Here is a 15,992-nt window from a genome sequence, read left to right on the forward strand (position 1 = left end):
TCGGTCAGGCCCCGGCGATGGCCGGATTCGGCTGGCCGAGTTCGAGCAGGACGATCTCCGGCGGCACGCCGAACCGCATCGGGATGCGGCTCATCCCGAACCCGCCCGACACGATCATGTGCCGGCCGTCTTGGACGACGTGGCCGTACGAATAATCGTGGCCGTAGATTTTCCGGATCGCGGGCGAGCGGCCGAAGATCCGGACCTGCCCGCCATGGGTATGGCCGGCCAGCGTGAGGGAGACGCGGTCAGGGACGTCCATGAAGATGTCGGGCTCGTGCGCCATCAGGATCACCGGCGCCGAATCGGTGACCGCTGCCAGGGTGCGCGGCACGTCCGCGTAGCTGACGGACGTCCAGACGTCCTCGAACGGCTGCTGGTCGGCGAGGCCGGCGATCCAGAACGGGCGTCCATCCTTGGTCAGGCGCAGCGCCTGGTTTTCCATGACGGGGATGCCGCGCGCCTCCAGAAGTCCTTTGACCGCGGGCGGCCCGCGCCGCGCCTTCTGGACGGCCTTGTCGTCCCACCAATCGTGATTGCCCAGGATCGCGTGCGTTCCGAGGGGCGCCTTCAGATCCTCCATCATCCGGGCGAACTGATCGAGCGGCAACTTGCGCCACGCGATCTTGCCTGCCGGGTAATCGCCGAGCAGCAGCACGAGATCGGGTTTGAGCGCGTTGGTCGCGTCGGCGATCTCCGCCACGCGGTCGAACGGCATGAACGGCTCGCAGACGTGGAAATCCGCGAGCACCGCGACCCGCAGGCGCAAGCCCGGATCCCAGTTCGGCAAGGCGGGCGCGTAGGACGTGACGACCAGCCGGTGCATCGGCTCGACGTCGAAGGCGTAGACCCCCGTGGCGGCCGCCGTGCCCGCGCCCGCGCCGAGCCCGGTCAGGAACTGCCGTCGGCTCGGCAGAATCAGCATCGCACCATACCTGTTCGCTCTGGAGGTCGCCGCGATCCGCTAGCTGCGCAGTCCGGCGAAAGCGGGGCGCCGCTGCGCCGGGTCCGGTGGGCCTGACGGCGGCTGGTTCAGCACGGTGAAATGAGGCCGCGGAGCGTGGCCTGTCGCCGAGGTCGGTCTATAAGGCACTGTCCCGTCCCGCGAATAGACCCGGAACCAGATGTTGAATCGTCCCCTGCGCATCGGTACCCGCGGCTCGCCGATGGCCCTTGCCCAGACGGGCATGGTGCGCGACCGGATCGTGGCCGCCAATCCGGGCCTGGAGACCGAACTCGTCGTCGTCACCACGGTGGCCGACAAGATCCTCGACCGGCCGCTCTCCGAGATCGGCGGCAAGGGCCTGTTCACCAAGGAGCTCGAGCAGGCGCTGTTCGCCGACGAGGTGGACGTCGCGGTGCACTCCATGAAGGACGTGGAGACGTGGCTTCCCGACGGACTGACCATCGCCTGCATCCTGGAGCGCGATGACCCGCGCGACGCGTTCCTGTCGCCGCACGCGGACGGGTTGGCGGGCTTGCCGCAAGGCGCGCGGGTGGGGACCTCGTCGCTGCGCCGCGGGGCGCAGGTGCTGATGCACCGGCCGGATCTTCGTGTCGTTCCGCTGCGCGGCAACGCCAACACCCGGATGCGCAAGCTCGAAGCCGGCGAGTGCGATGCGACCCTGCTGGCCCTGGCCGGCCTGCAGCGCCTCGGACTGGAAGGCATGGCGCGCAGCATCCTCCCGGTCGACGAGATGCTGCCGGCGGTGGCGCAGGGCGCTCTGGGGATCGAATGCCGATCCGGCGACAGCGCGATCCACGAGATCCTCGCGCCGATCGCCTGCGCCCGCACGACGACCGCGATCGCGGCGGAAAGGGCGCTTCTGGCGGAGCTGGACGGGTCGTGCCGGACGCCGATCGCCGCCCTGGCGCAGATCGACGGCGAGACGCTGACCCTGGACGGTCTGCTGTTCCTGCCGGACGGCAGCCGTCACTGGGCGGTCACCCGCCAGGGCCCGGTCGCCGAGGCGGAGCGCATCGGCCGCGAGGCCGGCGCCGTGCTCAAGGCCGAGGCCGGCGAGACCTACACCCGCCACCTGCAGTGAAGGGCAGCCCATGCCGGACGTGACCCTGGTCGACGTGTTCACCCATGGCGGACGGGGCGGCAACCCCTGCCCCGTCGTCGCTGAGGCGCGCGGCCTCGACGCCGAATCGATGCGGGACGTCGCGCGGCGCTACGGCCATGAATCGGGCTTCGCGCTGCCGTCGGACGACGGGGCTCACGACCTGCGGTTTCGCTTCTTCGTGCCGAACCACGAGATGGAGATGTGCGCCCACGCGACGATCGGCACGCTCTGGGTTCTGGCTCGGGAGGGGCGGCTGCCGGATTCGACCGTGCGGATCGCCACCGGCAGTGGCGCGGTGACGGGCTTCGTGGCGCCGCGTGGCGACGGGGACTGGACGATCGCGATCACGCAGCCGGCCGGCAGCGTCCGTCCTCTCGCCGGCGAGGCGGAGGACGCGGTCCTGACATCCCTGGGGATCGATCGCGGCACCCTCGCGGACCGGCCGGTCCACAACGCCGTGACGTCCCGCGTGAAGACCCTCGTCCCCATGCGTGATGCCGCCGCGCTCAATGCCCTGGCGCCGGCGTCGGACGCCGTTGAGGCCGCCTGCACGCGGATCGGCTCGACCGGGCTCTACCCCTACGCGGTGCTGGACGGACCGGCGCGACTGTTCGAGGCGCGGCAGTTCCCGCGCGCCTCGGGCTATCCCGAGGACGCGGCCACCGGGATCGCCGCTGCCGCGCTCGCTTTCGGATTGCTGGAGGACGGCCTCGTTGCGCCGGACGATCGGCCGATCCGCATCCTTCAGGGCCGGGCAATGGGCCGGCTGTCGGAGATTCGCGTCCGGCTCGGCTTCGCGGACGGACGCGCGATCGGCTGCCTGCTGGAGGGCGATGTCGCGCTCAACGCGACGCCGTGAGGTCGGATCACTCTGATCGTCCATCGCGGTCGCGTCGGATGCTCCGCCGGACGGCGACGAGCTGCCAGATGCCGATTCCGAACACGACCAGGAAGACGAGGCCGAGATCGAGGGCGGCGAAGAGCCGGTCGCCCATATCGGGGCCTCAGAGCGAGGCGGAGCGGCTGAACGCCTCGCGCTCACGCATGCGCTCGATCAGGTCAAGCACGTGCACGACACGGCCGCCGACATCCCACCACGGCCTGAGCGCTGGGCGCTGGCGGGCGGGCGTCAACGGATGGCGGCCGACCGCCTCGATCAGGAACGCGGCTTCCGGAAGCGCCGGAGCCGACAAGGATGCGGCGACGGCGGGCTCGCGAATCGCGCGGGCGATCAGCACCGCCTTGCGGGCGCCACCGACTCGGGCGCGGCGCGTGACCGAATCGTAGCCGTTCGCCGCAATCCGGCGCCCGATCTCGGCATAGATCAGGCCCGCGGCCCGGATCGCCGGACGGCACTGGGCCGGCAGCACGGCGATGCCGGCTTCGGCCCGCGCATAGAGGCCCTCAGCCTCGGAGAGGAGGCGGGCCACGAGTCCGGACAGTGCGGGGCTCGGTCGCGGGTCGGCTAGGAACGCGTCCGGGTCGAGACCGGCCGCCCCCATCCAGTCGAGCGGAAGGTAGAGCCGACCCATCCGGGCGTCCTCGCCGACATCCCGCGCGATGTTGGTGAGCTGCATCGCGGCCCCGAGATCGCAGGCGCGGGCGAGCGCGTCCGGCTCGCGGGCCCCCATGATCAGCGCCATCATGGCCCCGACCGAACCCGCGACCCGCGCGGCGTAGCCGTGAACCGCGGCCAGATCGGCGTAGCGCCGCCCCTCCGCATCCCACGCGAAGCCCTCGATGAGGGCGCGCGGCAGGGTCTCGGGGATCGCATAGGCGCTGACAATGTCCGAGAACGCCCGATCGGCCGCCGAGTCGGCCGGCTGGCCGGCATAGGCACCGCTGATCCGGCCATCCAGGCGGGTGACCGCGTCGCGCCGGTCGGCCGGGCTCGGCGCCTCGTCAACGAGGTCGTCGGAGAGCCGGCAGAAGGCGTAGAGCCCGTAGGCCGCCTCGCGCACGTCCCAGGGCAGCAGCCGCCCGGCCGCGAAGAAGCTCTTCGAGCCCGTGCGGATCGCGGCCCGGCAGGCGGTCCGGTCGGCCGCGGCGGCGAATTCAGGCGGTAACGCGGGCATCGGGCACCACGCTGTCGAGGATACGGGCGGAAGAGAGCACCCCGGGCAGACCGGCGCCGGGATGCGTGCCGGCGCCGACGAGGTAGAGATTGCGGACCGCGCCCGACCGGTTGTGCGGTCGGAACCGGGCGGACTGTGTGAGCACCGGCTCCAGTCCGAAGCCGGAGCCGCGGTAGCTCAGGAAATCGTCTTGGAAGTCCTTCGGCGTCGTCATCTTCGAGGTCACGATCACGTCGGACAGGCCAGGAAGGACGCTGGTTTCCAGGATACGGGCGATCCGCCGTCGGTACGGTTCGGCCAGCGCGTCCCAATCCTGTCCGCCCGCGAGATTCGGCACCGGTGCGAGCACGTAGAACGCGTCGCACCCAGCGGGCGCGAGGCTTGGGTCGGTCGCCGTAGGCCGATGCAGGTACAGGCTCGCATCGTCCGCCAGCCGCTTCCGGTCGAAGATGTCGGCGAGCAGCCCGCGGTATCGCGGTCCCAGCAGGATCGTGTGGTGATCCACCTCCGGATAGCGGCGGCTCGTGCCGAAATACCAGACGAACAGTCCCATGGAGGAGCGGGCGCGGCGGAACCGACCCGCGCTCCAGCGCTGGGGCTGCGGCAGGAGCTGCGCGTGCGTCACCGCCGAATCCGCGTTGGAGACCACCATATCGGCCGCGATCGTCTCGCCGCTCTGAAGTTCGACGCCCGTCGCTTCGCCGCGCTCCACGCGGATGCGGGCCACATCGACACCGAGGCGCACCCGGCCGCGCTGGCTGCGGATCAGCCGGACCAAACCGTCGGCGAGCTGGCCGGTCCCGCCCATGGCGAAATGGACACCCCAGCGCCGCTCCAGATCGGCGATCAGGCAGTAGATCGCGCTGGCTCGGAACGGGTTGCCGCCGATCAGCAGCGGATGGAAGCTGAAGACCGTGCGCAGCCGCTCGTCGCGGATGTAGCGGGCAACCACGTCGTGAACCGAGCGGTGTCCGGACAGGCGAAGCAGATCCGGGGCGATCCGCAGCATCGCTCCGACCCTGTCGAAAGGCACGTGACCGAGCTGCTCGAAGCCGATCTGGCAGACGGCCCTGCTATGGGCCATGAACCGCTCGTAGCCGGCGACATCGTCCGGCGCGACGCGCGCCACCTCGGCGCGCATCTGCTCCGGGTCGCCGTTATAGGCGAAGGAGGAGCCGTCGGCGAACCGGATCCGGTAGAACGGATCCATCGGCACGAGGGTGACGTCGTCCGACAGTCGGCGCCCGGCGAGGTGCCAGAGTTCCTCGAACAGCTGCGGCGCGGTGACGATGGTTGGTCCGGCATCGAAGGTGAAGCCGTCCTGCCGATGCACCCGTGCGCGGCCGCCGGCCTGCGTGAGACGCTCCAGCACCGTGACTCGATAGCCGCGCGCACCCAATCGAACGGCCGCCGCCAAGCCGCCGAAGCCGGCTCCGATGACCGCGGCATGGGGCCGTCGGTCGATCTCCTGCCTCACCTTCTGGTCAGGTGCGAGTGTCAGCATGAGTTGACACTAGCGCGGCAGTTTCCGGCCATGCAAGCGGGAAAGGTGTCAACCTGCTGCGGTACACGTTCGTCTTGCGCCCCAGTGGCAGGCCGGAGCGGGATCATGCCGGGGCGAACAAAGATCGGCTGCGGCCCTTCCGCCTTCGCTCGAGGCCCGTCGCGCACAGGCAGATCGCCTCACAAAACACGTGTTTGCGCGGAGATATCCGGCCGCAGGACGGCTATAGAGCCTCGGCAGGCCAAGTTTTTGGCAGGGAAGCGGAAGCGTGATGGACGGTCGTGGAGAGACCATCTTCGTTGCGGGCCATCGTGGGATGGTCGGCTCGGCGATCGTGCGCCGGCTGCGGGAACTCGGCCACGCGCGCGTCCTGACCGCCGACCGGCAGGCGCTCGATCTGCTCGACCAGGCGGCGGTCCGGCAGTTCTTCGCCGAGCACCGGATCGATCAGGTCTACCTCGCCGCCGCCAAGGTCGGCGGCATCCACGCCAACAACACCTATCCGGCCGAATTCATTCACGACAACCTGCTGATCCAGATTAACGTCATCCATGCCGCCCACATGAGCGGCGTCGACCGGCTGCTGTTCCTCGGATCGTCGTGCATCTACCCGAAGCTCGCCGAGCAGCCGATGCGCGAGGATGCGCTGCTCACCGGGGTACTGGAGCCGACCAACGAGCCCTACGCGATCGCCAAGATCGCCGGCATCAAGATGTGCGAGAGCTACAACCGCCAGTACGGGCGGCGCTATCGCAGCGTGATGCCGACCAATCTGTACGGGCCGAACGACAACTTCCACCCCGAGAACGCCCATGTCCTGCCGGCGCTGATGCGGCGCCTGCACGAGGCGAAGGCCGAGGGCCGCGCGACGGTCACCGTATGGGGGACCGGCCGGGCGATGCGGGAATTTCTCCATGTCGGCGACATGGCCCGCGCCAGCGTGTTCGTGATGGAGATGGACGACGCACTGTACGCGGCGAATACGCGTCCGGACCTGTCGCACATCAATGTCGGTACGGGGGAGGATTGTACCATCCGCCAGTTGGCCGAGGCGCTGGCGCGGGTGATCGGCTACGAAGGCGATCTTGCGTTCGACGCGACGAAACCCGACGGCACCCCGCGCAAGCTGATGGACGTGTCGCGGCTCACCGCCATGGGCTGGCGTCCGCAGATCGGCCTCGAGGATGGATTGCGCCAGACCTACGGCTGGTTCCTGGAGAACCACGCCAGCCTGCGCGGCTGAGCGGCAGACCTTTCGGCCTCGCCCGCGCCTCGGCGCAGGGCCCGGCCGCCCACGATCATCGCACACACGATCATCCGCTCGGGAAGGAGCCGGATCATGGCCCAGCGGCCGTCTGACGAGACCGAGAATGCGCGCCGCCGCGAATTCCTGAAAAATTTCCGGAACTTCGATGCGAATATCCGCTTTCCGGCGCCTTATACCCACTTCGCCGGGAAGCCGCTCAACGCGGCGGCGGACAAGGGCTGGCGTTACGACGCCCTCGGCTATCGCAACGACATCCATGCGGATGCGCGGCCGGCCTCCGAGACCCTACGGGTGTTCGTCGTCGGTGACAGCACCCTGGTCGACGGGGAATCCTTCGCCGATACCGTGCCCGGCCGGCTCGAGACCGGTCTGAAGCGCGTCCATGGCGAGGGCGCACGCGTCTACAATTTCGGCGCCATCTCGGCCTGCCTGAATCAGATGATCGCCCTGATCACGACACGGCTAATGGACCTTCAGCCGGACGTGATCCTGATCGTCGGCGGCGGCACCGATATGCTGCAGCCCTGGAGCTTCGATCCGCGCGCCGGCTATCCCTACAACCACTTCGCCAACGAGTGCCTCTACGACTACGTCTTCGATCCCAGAAAGCAGGATGGGGAGGCGCAGGATCTCACATTCGACGGCCTGCAGGCGCAGATCTTCCAGCGTCTCGAGAACCTCCGGGCGCTGACGAACTGGCAGTCGGACCTGTGGGAGTGGGAAGTGGTGCGGCAGTTCGAGCTGTCGCTGAAGCGGCTCCAACGGCTCGCTCCGGGCATCGGCGCCCCAATCCGCTTCCTGCTCCAGCCGGCTGTCGTTCGTCGAGCCGAACGCGTCGGCGACGAGGCGCGCGCCGTCTCCGGCGAATTCCTGGCCTATCTCGACCGGCAATACACGCGGTGCGAGAGCGTGCTGTCGCGCCTCGACGCGGCGCCAGTCCCGAAAGCGGCCTTCGGGGCGCGGGATCTGACCCGGATCTTCGAGACCGACAACCGTCCCATCTTCACCGACGTCGTGCATATGACCTTCGACGGCCGGCAGACGATGGCCGAACGGCTCCAGGAGGAGGTCTCCGCTGCGCTCGGCGGCGCGGTGCAGCCGGGCGCCTAGATCATGGCCGAGCCGATCGTCTTCATCGGCGACTCGATCACCGAGCTGTGGGGCTTTCACCGGGCCGGCACCTTCGAGGCTTACGACCTCATCCCGCGCGGCGGATCCGGCCAGACGGCGCGCTGGATCACCATGCGGTTCCGCCGGGACCTGGAGGAGACGGGCGCCAGGGGCGTCCATCTCCTCTGCGGCGTCAACGACATCGGCCGCAACGAGGGCTTCTTCGTCCCCGCCGAGGAGATCGCCCGGACTTTGGCCGGCATGCTCGATGAGGCGCGGGCCCTAGGCGTGAAGGCCTGGATCGGCTCGATCATGCCGGCGGAGCGGATCCCGTGGAATCCGGAGGTGCAGGATGCGCCGGCCATGATCGCGGCGGTCAACACGTGGTTGAGAGACCACGCCCACGAGCACGGCGCAACCTTCATCGATTACCATTCCGTGCTGGCGACGGAGACGGGCGCGCTGCGCCCGGAATACGGCACGGACGGGCTACATCTCAGCCCGGCCGGCTATGCGGCGATCGAGCCGCTGATGCTCGCTTCCCTCGGACGCATCCCGCGGCCGGTCCCGGCCGTCGAGGCTGCCGCGCCGCCGGGGAAGCCCCGCCCGGGGCGCCTCGCCGGCATCGTAGTGGCGGCTGCGGCCGTACTGGCTGCCGTCGCCGCCCTCGTTCTCAGCGTCCGCTGATCAGACCCGGCGCACCGCGCCGTGCGCCGCGCTGGTCGTCAGCATGGCGTAGGCACGCAGGGCCGCGCTGACCTTGCGCTTCCGCGGGCTCGCCGGCTGCCAGCCCGCTGCCTCCTGGGCGACGCGCCGCCGCTCGAGCTCGGCCGGCTCCACCTCCAGACGGATGCTCCGGGCCGGGATGTCGATGGCGATGGGATCGCCGTCGCGCACTAGGCCGATCAGCCCGCCCTCGGCCGCCTCCGGCGAGACGTGGCCGATCGACAGGCCCGAGGAGCCGCCGGAGAACCGCCCGTCGGTGACCAGGGCGCAGGCCTTCCCGAGACCCTTCGATTTCAGGTAGCTCGTCGGGTACAGCATCTCCTGCATGCCGGGGCCGCCGCGCGGACCCTCGTAGCGGATCAGCACCACCTCGCCGGCCTTGACCTTGCCGTTGAGGATGCCGTCGACGGCTGCGTCCTGGCTCTCGAACACCCGGGCCGTTCCGGTGAAGGTCAGGATCGAGGCATCGACGCCCGCGGTCTTCACGATGCAGCCCTGCTCGGCGAGGTTGCCGAACAGAACGGCGAGCCCGCCATCCTGCGAATAGGCGTGCGCCGCGTCGCGGATGACGCCGGCCTCGCGGTCGAGATCGAGCTCGTCGAACCGGGATTCCTGGCTGAACGCCACCTGGGTCGGCACGCCGCCCGGCGCCGCCCGGTAGAAGGTCTGGACCGAGGCGGGCGGCTCACCGCGCACGTCCCAGCGGGCGAGCGCCCCGCCCAGCGTACCGGCCGACACGTTGCCGACGCTGGTGTCGATCAGGCCCGCCCGATCGAGTTCGCCCAAGATACCCATGATCCCGCCGGCGCGGTGCACGTCCTCCATATGGACGTTGGCGACCGCCGGAGCGACCTTGCACAGCACCGGCACCCGCCGCGACAGCCGGTCGATATCGGCCATGGTGAACGGAACCTCGCCCTCATGGGCGGCGGCCAGCAGGTGCAGCACCGTGTTGGTCGAGCCGCCCATGGCGATGTCGAGGGTCATGGCGTTCTCGAACGCCCGGAAGCTCGCCACAGCGCGCGGCAGCACGCTCGCGTCGTCCTGCTCGTAGTGGCGGCGGGCGAGATCGACGATCAGGTGGCCGGCCTCGACGAACAGGCGCTTGCGGTCGGCATGGGTGGCGAGCACCGAGCCGTTCCCGGGAAGGGCCAGCCCGAGCGCCTCGGTGAGGCAGTTCATCGAGTTCGCCGTGAACATGCCCGAGCACGAGCCGCAGGTCGGGCAGGCCGAGCGCTCGATCACCGCGACGTCTTCGTCGGAGATCCGGTCATCGGCCGCCGCGATCATCGCGTCGGCGAGGTCGACCTTCTTGGCGATGCCCGGGAGCTGGACCTTGCCGGCCTCCATCGGGCCGCCGGAGACGAACACGGTCGGGATGTTGAGGCGCAAAGTCGCCATCAGCATGCCGGGGGTGATCTTGTCGCAATTCGAGATGCACACCATCGCGTCGGCGCAGTGCGCGTTGACCATGTACTCGACGGAATCAGCGATCAGCTCGCGGGAGGGGAGCGAGTACAGCATCCCGTCGTGGCCCATCGCGATGCCGTCATCGACCGCGATGGTGTTGAACTCCTTGGCGACGCCGCCCGCGGCCTCGATTTCCCGGGCGACCAGCTGGCCGAGATCCTTGAGATGGACGTGGCCCGGCACGAACTGGGTGAAGGAGTTCACCACCGCGATGATCGGCTTGCCGAAATCGGCATCCTTCATGCCGGTGGCGCGCCACAGGCCGCGGGCGCCGGCCATGTTGCGGCCGTGGGTGGTGGTGCGGGAGCGATAGGCGGGCATCGAGAGCTTCGACTGGTTCAAAGGTGAGGGGCTTCTGCGCCCGCGCTCGCGCCATCGCAAGCGTCGCCGAAGGCCCTGCACCCGTGGCATGCTCCTGGCGGATGGCAGTGCGGAGGGGATTAGACCGATGAGAGAGGTAGAGTTCCTCCGGCGGGCCATCGCGCAGGGCCAGGGCTCGGCCGAGGCCGACCTTGTCCTGAAGGGCGGCCGCTTCCTCGACCTCGTCACCGGCGACCTCGTCGCGTCCGACATCGCGATCTGCGGCGATCGCATCGTCGGGACTTTCGGCGCGTATCGCGGCGCGCGGGAGATCGATGTGGCCGGCAGGATCGTGGTGCCGGGCTTCATCGACACGCATTTCCACGTCGAGTCGTCGCTGATGCCGCCGCAGGAATTCGAGCGCTGCGTCCTGCCGCACGGCGTCACCACGGGCATCTGCGACCCCCACGAGATGGCCAACGTCCTCGGCACCGAGGCCTTCGCGTGGTTCCTCGCCGCGTCGGAGACCCTGGCGATGGACCTGCGGGTGCAGCTCTCCTCCTGCGTTCCGGCCACCGACCATCTGGAGACCTCGGGCGCGCGGATCGACGCGCAGGACCTCCTGGCCTTCGCCGGCCATCCCAAGGTGATCGGGCTCGCCGAGTTCATGAACTTTCCCGGCGTGCTGGCGGGCGATCCCGGGGTGCTGGCCAAGCTCGCGGCCTTCCAGGGCCGACACATCGACGGCCACGCGCCGCTGCTGCGCGGCAAGGGCCTCAACGGCTACATCGCGGCCGGCATCCGCACCGAGCACGAGGCGACCACGCCGGAAGAGGCCCTGGAAAAGCTGTCCAAGGGCCTCACGGTGCTGATTCGCGAAGGCTCGGTCTGCAAGGATCTGCACGCGCTGGCACCGATCCTGACCGAGCAGACGACGCCGTTCCTGGCCTTCTGCACCGACGACCGGAATCCCCTCGACATTGCCGAGGAGGGGCATCTCGACTTCGTCATCCGTACGGCGATCGCCCTCGGCGTCCCGCCGCTGGCCGCCTACCGGGCGGCGTCCTGGTCGGCGGCGCGGGCCTTCGGGCTGCACGACCGCGGCTTGGTGGCGCCCGGGCAGCGCGCCGATCTGGTTGTGCTCGGCGACCTCGCCGGCTGCACCGTCTCGCAGGTGTTCAGCGCCGGGCGCCCGGTGGATGCGGCGCTGTTCGACGCGCGGCCGCCCATCGACCCCATCGGCCGCGGCAGCGTGCGGGCACGGCGCGTCGCGGCGGCGGATTTCGCCGCGCCGGGCTCCGGACCGTCGACGCCAGTGATCGGCGTCGTACCGGGCAAGATCATCACCCTGCGCCACGACCTGACCCTGCCCTATTCCGGCGGCGAGCGGCGGATCGACCTCGATCAGGACGTCATCAAGGTCGCCGTGGTCGAGCGACACGGCCGGACGCCGCCGGCCGCACGCGGCATCGGGGTCGCGTTCGTGAAGGGGTTCGGCCTGAAGCGCGGCGCCATCGCCTCGTCGGTCGGGCACGACAGCCACAACATCACGGTGGTTGGCGCGGACGACGGCGACATGGCCGTGGCGGTCAACCGCCTGGGCGAGATCGAGGGCGGCTTCGTGGTGGTCGAGGGCGGCCGCGTTCTGGCCGAGATCGCCCTGCCGATCGCCGGCCTGATGAGCCTGATGCCGTTCGACGGGATCCGGAGCGCGCTCGTAACCTTGCGGGCCGCCGCGCGAAGCCTCGGCGTGGTCCTGCAGGAGCCGTTCCTGCAGGTGGCATTCCTGCCGCTGCCGGTGATTCCGCACCTGAAGATCACCGACCGCGGGCTCGTGGATGTTGACCGCTTCGCGCTGATCGATCCGTGAATTAGATTGCGCGCAATTTAAATTGGGCCTATGCAGATCCGAGCCGGCGCCTACATGCCGACTCTCGCTCAGAAACCGGAGACCGTCATGTCCGTAGACGTGAAGTACCGCACCACCGCCACCGCAACCGGAGGCCGCGACGGCGCCGCCCGGACGGCCGACGGCAGCTTCGAGGTGAAGCTCTCCACGCCGAAGGAACTCGGCGGCGCGGGCGGCCCCGGTGCAGATCCGGAGCAGCTCTTCGCGTCCGGCTACTCGGCCTGCTTCCTCGGCGCCATGAAGGCCGTCGCCCCGTCGCTGCATCTGAAGGTGCCGGCTGAGACCACCGTGACCGCCGATGTCGGCATCGGCCCGCGCTCCGAGGGCGGCTTCGGCATCACCGCCGACCTGACGATCAGCCTGCCGGGCCTCGACCGCGCCGAGGCGCAGAAGCTCGTCGATGCCGCGCATCAGGTTTGCCCGTACTCCAACGCGACGCGCGGCAACGTCAACGTCGGGCTGAAGCTCGCCTGATCGCTCGTCATCCCGGGACCGCGCCGAGCGGCCCGGGATCCAAACACGCCGAGGCGCGCAGGTCGGCACCGACAGAGGCTCTGGATTCCGGGCTCGCCTGCGGTGCCCCGAAATGACGACGGATCACTGGGTTGCCTGATCCAAAGCCCGGATCCAAGAAGCGGGTCGCAAGGACCCCGAGCAGTCTCCACGATCGCTCCGTCATCCCGGGGCCGCGGAGCGGAGCTCGGGATCTAGATCCGCCGACGCGGGACGGCTTGCACCGACAGCGGGTCTGGTTTCCGGGCTCGCCAGCGGCGCCCCGGTAGGGCGGCAAATTACCAGGCTACCCGCTCGTCGTTCGCGCCCGCATGCAGACGCGGTCGGCCGCATCGAGCGTCACGCCCTCGAAACCTGCCTCTGTCAGCCGGCCGCACACGCGAAAAATCTGGTTCGCTGTCATCGGTGACACGCCGCGATAGCTGAACGTCGGCGGCACGGAGCCCAGCAGCGTCGCGGCGAGGTTCAGGAGCAGGCTCGCCTGCATTGGTCCGTGGACGACCAGATCGGCGTAACCCTCCACCTGCGTCGCGTAGGGCTGATCGTAGTGGAAGCGGTGGCCGTTGAAGGTCATCGCCGAATAGCGGAACAGCAGGGTCGGCGTCGCCGGCACGTCCCAGACCGCCTCGTAGGCGCCGGGATCGTCGCGCTCGGGCGCGGCAGCCGTGCCGGTCTGCGCGTTGGCCGCCTCGCGATAGACGATGTCCTGCCGCTCGCGGATCGCGACGCCGCGTTCCGTCGCGACCGCGTGGTCGACGGTGACAAAGGCCAGTCTGCCGCTGCGTCCCGCCTTGAACGTCACGTCCCGCACGGTCTCGGTGCGCGTGACACGATCGCCGACGCGGAGATCGGCCAGCGTCTCGATCTGCCCGCCCGCCCACATACGCCGCGGCAGCGGCACGGGCGGCAGGAACCCGCCCTTGGCGGCGTGGCCGTCCGGTCCGAGGGAATCGGCGGGTGGGGTTTCCGGGGCGAGGCACCAGTGCAGGGCCGGCGGCGCGATCCCGTCCGCGACCGGGGCGAGATGCGGCGCGAAGGTCGCGCCGAACTCGGCCATCAGGCGCGGGGTGACAAGGTCGGACGCCTCGCGGGTCCGTCCGATCCAGGCGGCAAAATCGGTCATGTCAGTAGGATCGCGGCAGGCCGAGCACGTGCTCGGACAGATAGGCGAGGATCAGGTTCGTGGAGATCGGCGCAACCTGGTAGAGGCGCGTCTCGCGGAACTTGCGCTCGATGTCGTACTCCTCGGCGAAGCCGAAGCCGCCATGGGTCTGGATGCAGGCATTGGCGGCCTCGAACGAGGCGTCGGCGGCGAGCATCTTGGCCATGTTGGCCTCGGCCCCGGGATTGGCGCCGCCCTCGTAGAGGGTCAGCGCCTCGCGGACCATCAGCTCGGCCGCCCGCATGTTGGCGTAGGCCCGGGCGATCGGGAACTGCACGCCCTGGTTGGCGCCGATCGGCCGGCCGAACACCGCGCGCTCCCCGGCATAGGCCTTCGCCTTGTCGATGAACCACTTGGCGTCGCCGATGCACTCGGCGGCGATCAGGATGCGCTCGGCATTCATGCCGGACAGGATGTAGCGGAAGCCCCTGCCCTCCTCGCCGATGAGGTTCTGGGCCGGCACGCGGAGATTATCGAAGAAAACCTCGGTGGTGGCGTGGTTCATCATCGTCCGGATCGGCCGGATGGTGAGGCCGTTGCCCTTCGCCGCGCGCATGTCGGCGAGCAGAACCGACAAGCCGTCCGTGCGCTTCATGCCCTCGGTCCGCGGCGTCGTGCGGGCGAGCAGCAGCATCAGGTCCGAATGCTCGGCGCGGCTGGTCCAGATCTTCTGGCCGTTGACGACGTAGTGGTCGCCCTCCAGGCGCGCAGTGGTCTTCAGGCTGCCGGTATCGGTGCCGGATGTCGGTTCGGTCACGCCGAAAGCCTGGAGCCGCAGTCGCCCGTCCGCGATGGCCGGCAGGTACGCGGCCTTCTGCGCCTCCGAGCCGTGCCGCAGCAGCGTGCCCATCGTGTACATCTGCGCGTGACAGGCGCCGCCGTTGCAGCCCGCCCGCTGCACCTCCTCCAGGATCGCGGCGGCCGCGGAGAGCGGCAAGCCGAAGCCGCCATATTCCTCGGGGATCAGCACCGAGAGGTAGCCGCTCTCGGTGAGCGCGTTCACGAACGCGGTCGGGTAGGCCATCTCCCGGTCGAGCGCCCGCCAGTACGGCCCCGGGAAGCCGGCGCAGAGCTTGGCGACGGCCTCGCGGATCTCGGTATAGGCTTCCATCGGGAGCTCCTCAGGCCGTGCGCCCGCCATCGACGGGAAGATCGACGCCGGTGATGAACGCCGCCTCGTCGGAGGCGAGGAACAAAGCCGCGGCGGCGATGTCGCTCGCCTGCGACAGGCGGCCGAGCGGGATCGTGGCGATGAAGCGGTCGCGGTTCTCGGGCGGTCGAGGACGCCCATGAAATGCTCCAGCAGGCCGGTGGCGCCCATGACCGGGCAGAGGGCGTTCACCCGGATCTTCCAGGGCGCCAGCTCCAGGGCCAGCGACTTCGAGGCGAGGCTCGCGGCGCCCTTGGAGGCGTTGTACCACGTGAGCCCCGGTCGCGGCCGCAGCGCCGCTGTCGAGCTGACGTTGAGGATCGCGCCGCCGCCCGCGTCGCGCATCAGCGGGGCGACTTCCCGGACGTAGTGGAAGATCGACTTCACGTTGACCCGGAAGACCCGATCGAAATCCTCCTCGGTCACCTCCATCAGCGGCTTGTTGCGATGGGTCGTCCCGGCGTTGTTGACGAGGACGTGCGGCACCCCGAAGCGCCGGAGGGTCTCGGCGACGCTGGCGGCGACGTCAGCCGCCAGGCCGACATCCGCGGTGATCGCCAGGGCGCTGTCGCCGATCTCCGCGGCGACCCGTTCGGCCGCAGCGCCGTCGATGTCCACGCACGCCACCCTGGCGCCCTCGGCGGCGAAACGCTGGGCGATGCCCGCCCCGAAGCCGCTGCCGGCGCCCGTCACGAGCGCGATCTTGCCGTCGAGCCTCATGGTCTCCTCCTGAAGGT

Annotated in this window: 14 protein-coding genes and 1 pseudogene; 7 read left to right on the top strand and 8 right to left on the bottom strand. The window is 69.7% G+C overall.

From position 1 onward, the window contains the following. Positions 1-4: 4 nt before the first annotated feature. A complete protein-coding gene (locus tag M6G65_RS16720) occupies positions 5-925 on the bottom strand; it encodes a metallophosphoesterase (RefSeq protein ID WP_250102576.1) in 921 nt (306 codons plus the stop codon). Between the two features lie 199 nt (positions 926-1,124). Here M6G65_RS16720 and hemC point away from each other — a divergent pair, with 199 nt between their 5' ends. Both hemC and M6G65_RS16730 read left to right on the top strand, forming a co-directional pair. Continuing rightward, the gene (gene hemC, locus M6G65_RS16725) at positions 1,125-2,048 is read left to right on the top strand and encodes a hydroxymethylbilane synthase (protein WP_238200243.1); all 924 of its coding nucleotides are present in this window, start codon (positions 1,125-1,127) and stop codon (positions 2,046-2,048) included. Positions 2,049-2,058: 10 nt separating this feature from the next. Beyond that, on the top strand, positions 2,059-2,928 hold the full coding sequence (locus M6G65_RS16730) for a PhzF family phenazine biosynthesis protein (protein ID WP_238200245.1): 870 nt from the start codon (positions 2,059-2,061) through the stop codon (positions 2,926-2,928). Between the two features lie 7 nt (positions 2,929-2,935). Here M6G65_RS16730 and M6G65_RS33495 read toward each other — a convergent pair whose 3' ends face one another. Genes M6G65_RS33495 through crtI form a run of 3 tightly spaced genes read right to left on the bottom strand, consistent with a single transcriptional unit; the run spans position 2,936 to position 5,648 of the window. Beyond that, the gene (locus M6G65_RS33495) at positions 2,936-3,064 is read right to left on the bottom strand and encodes a hypothetical protein (RefSeq protein WP_283214923.1); all 129 of its coding nucleotides are present in this window, start codon (positions 3,062-3,064) and stop codon (positions 2,936-2,938) included. Positions 3,065-3,073: 9 nt separating this feature from the next. Beyond that, positions 3,074-4,144 carry a phytoene/squalene synthase family protein gene (locus M6G65_RS16735; protein ID WP_238200247.1) on the bottom strand — a complete coding sequence of 357 codons (1,071 nt, stop codon included), beginning with the start codon at positions 4,142-4,144 and terminating at the stop codon, positions 3,074-3,076. Next, the gene (crtI, locus tag M6G65_RS16740; RefSeq protein WP_250102577.1) at positions 4,125-5,648 is read right to left on the bottom strand and encodes a phytoene desaturase family protein; all 1,524 of its coding nucleotides are present in this window, start codon (positions 5,646-5,648) and stop codon (positions 4,125-4,127) included. Before crtI ends, M6G65_RS16735 begins: the two co-directional genes overlap by 20 nt. A 271-nt stretch (positions 5,649-5,919) precedes the next feature. Between crtI and fcl the strand changes: the two genes are divergently transcribed. From fcl to M6G65_RS16755, 3 genes are all read left to right on the top strand, one after another. Then, on the top strand, positions 5,920-6,891 hold the full coding sequence (gene fcl / locus M6G65_RS16745) for a GDP-L-fucose synthase (protein ID WP_250102578.1): 972 nt from the start codon (positions 5,920-5,922) through the stop codon (positions 6,889-6,891). A gap of 96 nt (positions 6,892-6,987) precedes the next feature. After that, positions 6,988-8,025 carry an SGNH/GDSL hydrolase family protein gene (locus M6G65_RS16750; protein WP_238194961.1) on the top strand — a complete coding sequence of 346 codons (1,038 nt, stop codon included), beginning with the start codon at positions 6,988-6,990 and terminating at the stop codon, positions 8,023-8,025. Positions 8,026-8,028: 3 nt separating this feature from the next. After that, the gene (locus M6G65_RS16755) at positions 8,029-8,712 is read left to right on the top strand and encodes a GDSL-type esterase/lipase family protein (protein ID WP_238194962.1); all 684 of its coding nucleotides are present in this window, start codon (positions 8,029-8,031) and stop codon (positions 8,710-8,712) included. Here M6G65_RS16755 and ilvD read toward each other — a convergent pair whose 3' ends face one another. Next, entirely contained in the window at positions 8,713-10,542 is a 1,830-nt protein-coding gene (ilvD, locus tag M6G65_RS16760; protein WP_250102579.1) for a dihydroxy-acid dehydratase, read from the bottom strand. 127 nt (positions 10,543-10,669) lie between these two features. On the opposite strand from ilvD, the gene ade reads away from it, so the two are divergent. Then, positions 10,670-12,391, top strand: coding sequence for an adenine deaminase (ade, locus tag M6G65_RS16765; RefSeq protein WP_250104256.1), 1,722 nt, complete (start codon positions 10,670-10,672; stop codon positions 12,389-12,391). Positions 12,392-12,478: 87 nt separating this feature from the next. Beyond that, positions 12,479-12,904 (top strand): organic hydroperoxide resistance protein, encoded by a 426-nt coding sequence (locus M6G65_RS16770; RefSeq protein WP_250102580.1) that lies wholly within the window; start codon positions 12,479-12,481, stop codon positions 12,902-12,904. Positions 12,905-13,229: 325 nt separating this feature from the next. On the opposite strand, the gene M6G65_RS16775 is transcribed toward M6G65_RS16770, so the two are convergent. The 3 genes and pseudogenes from M6G65_RS16775 to M6G65_RS16785 form a co-directional block, all read right to left on the bottom strand. Further along, positions 13,230-14,066, bottom strand: a complete 837-nt coding sequence (locus tag M6G65_RS16775; protein ID WP_238194965.1) for an HTD2 family dehydratase — start codon at positions 14,064-14,066, stop codon at positions 13,230-13,232. Position 14,067: 1 nt separating this feature from the next. After that, positions 14,068-15,216: an acyl-CoA dehydrogenase family protein gene (locus tag M6G65_RS16780; RefSeq protein WP_250102581.1), complete on the bottom strand. Its 1,149-nt coding sequence runs from the start codon at positions 15,214-15,216 to the stop codon at positions 14,068-14,070. A 10-nt stretch (positions 15,217-15,226) separates the two neighbouring features. Next, positions 15,227-15,975, bottom strand: a pseudogene (locus M6G65_RS16785) (SDR family oxidoreductase). Positions 15,976-15,992: the final 17 nt, after the last annotated feature.

Source organism: Methylobacterium tardum (assembly GCF_023546765.1).
Taxonomy (GTDB): Bacteria; Pseudomonadota; Alphaproteobacteria; order Rhizobiales; family Beijerinckiaceae; genus Methylobacterium; species Methylobacterium tardum.

Bases quoted from the DNA above. Each gene is read 5' to 3' on its own strand.
- M6G65_RS16780 (WP_250102581.1), bottom strand. From the start codon at position 15,216: ATGGAAGCCTATACCGAGATCCGCGAGGCCGTCGCCAAGCTCTGCGCC.
- M6G65_RS16775 (WP_238194965.1), bottom strand. From the start codon at position 14,066: ATGACCGATTTTGCCGCCTGGATCGGACGGACCCGCGAGGCGTCCGAC.
- M6G65_RS16750 (WP_238194961.1), top strand. From the start codon at position 6,988: ATGGCCCAGCGGCCGTCTGACGAGACCGAGAATGCGCGCCGCCGCGAA.
- ilvD (WP_250102579.1), bottom strand. From the start codon at position 10,542: ATGCCCGCCTATCGCTCCCGCACCACCACCCACGGCCGCAACATGGCC.
- crtI (WP_250102577.1), bottom strand. From the start codon at position 5,648: ATGCTGACACTCGCACCTGACCAGAAGGTGAGGCAGGAGATCGACCGA.
- M6G65_RS16770 (WP_250102580.1), top strand. From the start codon at position 12,479: ATGTCCGTAGACGTGAAGTACCGCACCACCGCCACCGCAACCGGAGGC.
- hemC (WP_238200243.1), top strand. From the start codon at position 1,125: ATGTTGAATCGTCCCCTGCGCATCGGTACCCGCGGCTCGCCGATGGCC.
- M6G65_RS16735 (WP_238200247.1), bottom strand. From the start codon at position 4,144: ATGCCCGCGTTACCGCCTGAATTCGCCGCCGCGGCCGACCGGACCGCC.
- M6G65_RS33495 (WP_283214923.1), bottom strand. From the start codon at position 3,064: ATGGGCGACCGGCTCTTCGCCGCCCTCGATCTCGGCCTCGTCTTCCTG.
- fcl (WP_250102578.1), top strand. From the start codon at position 5,920: ATGGACGGTCGTGGAGAGACCATCTTCGTTGCGGGCCATCGTGGGATG.
- M6G65_RS16720 (WP_250102576.1), bottom strand. From the start codon at position 925: ATGCTGATTCTGCCGAGCCGACGGCAGTTCCTGACCGGGCTCGGCGCG.
- M6G65_RS16730 (WP_238200245.1), top strand. From the start codon at position 2,059: ATGCCGGACGTGACCCTGGTCGACGTGTTCACCCATGGCGGACGGGGC.
- M6G65_RS16755 (WP_238194962.1), top strand. From the start codon at position 8,029: ATGGCCGAGCCGATCGTCTTCATCGGCGACTCGATCACCGAGCTGTGG.
- ade (WP_250104256.1), top strand. From the start codon at position 10,670: ATGAGAGAGGTAGAGTTCCTCCGGCGGGCCATCGCGCAGGGCCAGGGC.